Below are 4,739 nucleotides of genomic sequence, written 5' to 3'. Positions count from 1 at the left end.
CAAGATGCCTGCGAGCAGGTGCCGCTGGATCGGCACGTTCCATGCTGCCTCTGCACAGGTCCCCCTTGCCCCTCTGCAATCGATAGCGATTTTGTGTGCGAACAATTGCGCGTCATTGGCGTTGTGTTCCGCAATCACACCCATGGACCGATCGTTTTGCCCCTTCACGTGCTTATCGTGTCCAGTGAGACACGCGACCAGTGTGACACGCGCCGCCATTACGCGGGCGCAGCGTCGCATGAAAGCTATGAAACCGCCCTGCGCTCCTTGAAGGGCGATTTGGCGGTCGAGCATGCCTCTTGTGTGGAGGGGGAAAGCAATCTGACAACCGATGGATTGCGCCGCTTTGACGGGATTTTTTTTCCCGGATCCCCTATCCAGCTGCATGAGGAAAGCGAGGAAACCCGCTTGGCCATACAGTTCATGGACCGAGTGTTCGAGGCCGGGACGCCGTCGTTTGGGTCCTGCGCCGGGCTGCAGATCGCGGCCGTGGCGGCGGGCGGTCGCTCAGCACCACGTTCTCATGGCCTCGAGGCCGCGTTCTCGCGTCATGTTCTGCCGACCGACGCAGGGCGCAATCATCCGATGTTGAAAGGACGTCCCCCTGTCTGGACGGCCCCGGCGATGCATTCCAGCGTCGTGACGGAATTGCCGAAAGGGGCGGTTCTCTTGGCGCATAATGCGGACACACGGGTGGAAGCCGCCGAGATCCGTCACCGCAACGGGGTATTCTGGGGCGTTCAGTACCACCCCGAGATCAATCTGGCTGAAATCGCTGCCTCGTTGCGTCGCCAATCTTCCGATCTTCTGGAGCAGGGCTTGGCCGTAGATGAAGCTGCAGTCGAGGCCCATGCCCGAAAGCTGGAGGCACTGGACCAGGACCCTGATCGACAGGACCTGGCCTGGCAATTGGGATTGGAGCGCGAGGTCACGGATGCCGGCCGTCGCAAGCTGGAACTGAAGAACTTTCTCGACTTCTTGGCCGAACGGCGGAGAACGTCCTAGACAGCGCGCCCATTGCGGCAGAAGCAGATACTGCTGTTCCCTGCCGGACAGACAGAACCGCTTTCAGGAATGGCCACTGCAGCCACCTTACTTGATGAACCGATGTGGCAGGAGTGTCGCAGCGGCTGTCCGACTGTTTCAAGTATTTTCACAATGCATCTTCAGTCAACACTGGTCCCTCGCGCAAACGTTGCGACACCCTCACCCGCGCAGGTGAGGGTGTCGCCATACTCAGGGCCTCAGATCTTGTCGCGCCCTGTCGCCACGATGCAGACCAGCGAGATCATTGCCGCAACCAGCAGGTAATAACCGACCTCCGCCATGCCATAGTTCATCTGCAACCAGGTTGCCGCATAAGGGGCCAGCGACGCTCCGAAGATCCCCGCAAAATTGAAGGTGACCGATGAGCCGGTATAGCGGACCTGCGCGGGAAAGGGGGCTGCCAAGGCCGCGCCGATGACGCCGTAGGTCAGGCCCATCAGCACCAGGCTGATGGTGACGAACAGATAGATACTGGCTTCATTGTCGGCACTGCCCTGCATCAGCGACCCGAAAGACAAGGCAAAGGCGCCGATCAGCATCGTGACGATGATGAGGAAGCCATAGCGCCCCGTGCGGTCCGCGATCTTTCCGGCAAAGGGAATGGTCAGGCCGAACACGACCGAACCATAGATCTGGATCAGCAGCGCGTCCTTGAACGGGATCTGCAGGACCTTGACGTTGTAGGACAACAGCCAGGCCGTCGCCAGGTAGAACAGGACAAAGGTCGCCAGCGCCGCAAAGGTCCCCAGGAACACGCTCAGCTTGTGATTGCGGAACAGTTCCGCCAAGGGAACCGTGACACGCTTGTCCTTCTTGATCGCCTCGGCGAACTCCGGTGTTTCCGTGATCGAGAGGCGAACCCAGAGGCCGATTCCGACCAACAGGACCGACGACAGGAACGGCAGACGCCAGCCCCAGGCCAGCAGTTCCTCCTGGGTGATGAAATGCAGAAGCACCCAGAAGAAGCTCGAGGACAGCAGCAGGCCTGCCGGGGCCCCCAGCTGCGGGAACATCCCGTACCAGCTGCGCTTGCCCTCGGGGGCGTTTTCGGTGGCCAGCAGGACCGCACCGCCCCATTCACCGCCCAAGCCGAAGCCTTGGCCAAATCGGCACAGTGCCAGCAGCAGCGGCGCCCAGACACCGATCTGCGCATAGGTCGGCAACAGGCCGATGATCACGGTGGACACGCCCATCGTCAGCAGCGCGGCCACCAGCGTCGCCTTGCGGCCGATACGGTCGCCGTAATGGCCGAAGACGATCGCCCCCAGGGGTCGTGCAAAGAACGCGATCGAGAAGGTGGCAAAGGACGCCAGCAGCGCCGTCGTGGGATCCGAACCCGGGAAGAACAGCGAAGGAAAGATCAGAACGGCGGCGGTGGCATAGATGTAGAAGTCAAAGAACTCGATCGTCGTACCGATGACGCTGGCCGTCAGAACCTGGGCAGGCGTGTTGACAGGTTTGGGACGGCTTGATGCGTCCGGGGCTCCGGAAGGGTGTGCCTTCCCGTATGTTGCTTTCATGGCGGGGTCCATCGGGGTGCAAAATTTCAAGAAGGCTCGCCCCGTCCGGTCAAGGCCGGCGCTGATCATGCAGCCCTTGCGCGCAGGCCTGAACGGGGGAGTGTCGGACAATCCGCCGTCCGTTGTCGAACGGCCTGTGCCCCCTTACTGGCCAGGCTCGCGATGTCAAGGTTAGACCGGCTTGGAAAAAAGTGCCTGAACCCTTGGCGGAAATCAGGAGTGCTCTATCCTGCAAAAACCTGTCCGCCTTCTGCCGCATCGGCAAATGGCGTCGGTTTCGATGACCGGGCCGTGCATCTCACCCTTGTGGCTTGTGATCCGGCAGCAGCTCGGTTGTCTCCGTTTGGCAGGACGGGGTATGTGCAAGAGCGCCGCCTGATCCGCCAGCCGATGCATTTCGCCCCAGCCAGCCTTTGCGCCGAAACCATTGGAGATTGACATATGGTCAGCGCCCTTCAGCCTTTCGTGACGGGATCGACCAGTAAGCGTACATGGTGCGTTGCCTGCACCCGGTGCGGTGCCAGGATCGGCAGCCCGCCAATAGTCCATCCGCCCCGGACCGGGTGCAGGATCCCTTCAAAGGCAAGAGCCTCGACCGCCTGTCGCAGGCTGCGCGTTTCAAGCCTCCGCGCCGGAACGGTGCAAGCGGCGGGCAGGGGGTTCGGAACCCGCACCTGAGACGCCTGTTCTCTGAACACCGACAGATCCTCCCTGCCGCTCAACAGCATGTTGCCCTTTGCAGGACCCGCCCGGTGAGCCAGCCTTTGACCAGCGCCGCACCGGGGCCGGAAAGCGTGGAAACAAGACCCTGCAGGTTGCGTCAGCAACGTCAGCACCAGCGCCTACGGCAGGAGATTATCGAGTGACATGCGCTGGATGACGCCAAAAAGGAGTGTATGGGTCAGCACATCCTCGACCTCGGCCGGAGGTAAATCAGTTGGAATATCCCGCATCGCGGCATCGAACGGGTCACGGGCGACATAGACGCCTTGATCGTCACAGTAATCACAACGGATCGGCAGGTCTGCCGACAGATCCAGAAGCGTATTTCGCTGATGGGCCTCCAGCCCGATCCCGAATGCGTCATAGAGACAGGCCAGCAGCACCGGAGCGCAATCCAGGTAGGCGCGAAACCCTGCATCGGGGTTCAGTCCCGCCCTTGCCTGCACCTTCAGCGACAACTGCCCGGCAGCGGCGGCGTAAAGGCCTCCAACCTGCAGCATCCGTCCGCCATGCGGACTGCGCCAAGGTTTGTCGCGCAGGATCAGTTCGAACCCGGATTCAGTCATGTCAGGAAGGCGCAGCATCAGCCAGTGCGGATCACCGACCAACCGCATCGGACCAAAGCCGGGCAAACGGTCCATGCGCGCATCCAAGGGAACGCGCACTGCCAGCGATGCGCCGGGCTACAATATTGCCCTGTCCCAGCAGGGGACTGGTTCAGGGCGATTTCCAAACATGCAGGGCCAAGGGGCATAGGGACCATATCACTTTCGCTCCCGACACGCTCCGTTTTGCGCAAAGGGCAGGTGGCTGACCCGTGCAACCAGACTGGCATGGCAAGCGATCATGCCGGCCGATCCGGAGTGGCCGGATTTGCTGATCATCGGTCATCCCAACAGGGGACGGCCCTTGGAGATCAAGGGGCTGTCCGACACTCGCTTGGTGCCGGCAGGATCTTCCTGAAGTTGTTGAAAGTAAGGGGCAATGAATTGCGGACGTTTCTTCATAGTCCTGAAAAAGCGGCGGGTTTGCTGTCGTCAGGGCCGGAGCCGGCACTTGCCGAAGATGTGGACGCGTCAGTGGGGCATGTTCAGCAGCGCCAGCTTTTCCTCAAAATGGCCCTCGGCTTCGGCATGACGCAGAGGCTGCACCTGTTTCACGAGGATCTCGGCAGGCGTGGGCTGTTGCGAAAGAAGCGCCATCACCTCATCAGCGAACTCTGCCAGCGGCTGATAGCCGCTCCGGGTTTCCTGACCGGGCGTCAGTTGCGTTTGCACGGCAGGCGGGGCGATTTCAATGACTTCGATCCGACCCTTCAGGCTTTGCCGCAGGGACAGGGTATAGCTGTGCATTGCTGCCTTGGTGGCGCAATAGGTCGGTGCCGCCGCCATCGGCACGAACGCCAGGCCGGAGGTGACGTTGATGACCGCTGCGTCCGCTTGTTCTGCA

5 protein-coding genes are annotated in these 4,739 nt (G+C 61.3%); 1 reads left to right on the top strand and 4 read right to left on the bottom strand.

Features of this window, described 5'->3' with window-relative positions:
- Positions 1–177 precede the first annotated feature (177 nt).
- Positions 178–1,005 carry a glutamine amidotransferase-related protein gene (locus ACLHHB_RS08250; RefSeq protein ID WP_410217793.1) on the top strand — a complete coding sequence of 276 codons (828 nt, stop codon included), beginning with the start codon at positions 178–180 and terminating at the stop codon, positions 1,003–1,005.
- Between the two features lie 239 nt (positions 1,006–1,244).
- On the opposite strand, the gene ACLHHB_RS08245 is transcribed toward ACLHHB_RS08250, so the two are convergent.
- The 4 genes from ACLHHB_RS08245 to ACLHHB_RS08230 form a co-directional block, all read right to left on the bottom strand.
- Positions 1,245–2,567, bottom strand: coding sequence for an MFS transporter (locus ACLHHB_RS08245; protein ID WP_410217792.1), 1,323 nt, complete (start codon positions 2,565–2,567; stop codon positions 1,245–1,247).
- 455 nt (positions 2,568–3,022) lie between these two features.
- Positions 3,023–3,265 (bottom strand): hypothetical protein, encoded by a 243-nt coding sequence (locus tag ACLHHB_RS08240; RefSeq protein WP_410217791.1) that lies wholly within the window; start codon positions 3,263–3,265, stop codon positions 3,023–3,025.
- Between the two features lie 144 nt (positions 3,266–3,409).
- A complete protein-coding gene (locus ACLHHB_RS08235; protein WP_410217790.1) occupies positions 3,410–3,931 on the bottom strand; it encodes a ferric iron reductase in 522 nt (173 codons plus the stop codon).
- A 435-nt stretch (positions 3,932–4,366) separates the two neighbouring features.
- The coding region (locus tag ACLHHB_RS08230; RefSeq protein ID WP_410217789.1) for an SDR family NAD(P)-dependent oxidoreductase at positions 4,367–4,739 on the bottom strand (373 nt) is incomplete at its 5' end.

Origin of the sequence: Paracoccus sp. (in: a-proteobacteria) (assembly GCF_046462195.1) — a bacterium.
Lineage (GTDB): Bacteria > Pseudomonadota > Alphaproteobacteria > Rhodobacterales > Rhodobacteraceae > Paracoccus.
The sequence above is the reverse complement of the archived record's forward strand: the minus strand, read 5'-3'. Positions and strand labels throughout refer to the sequence as shown.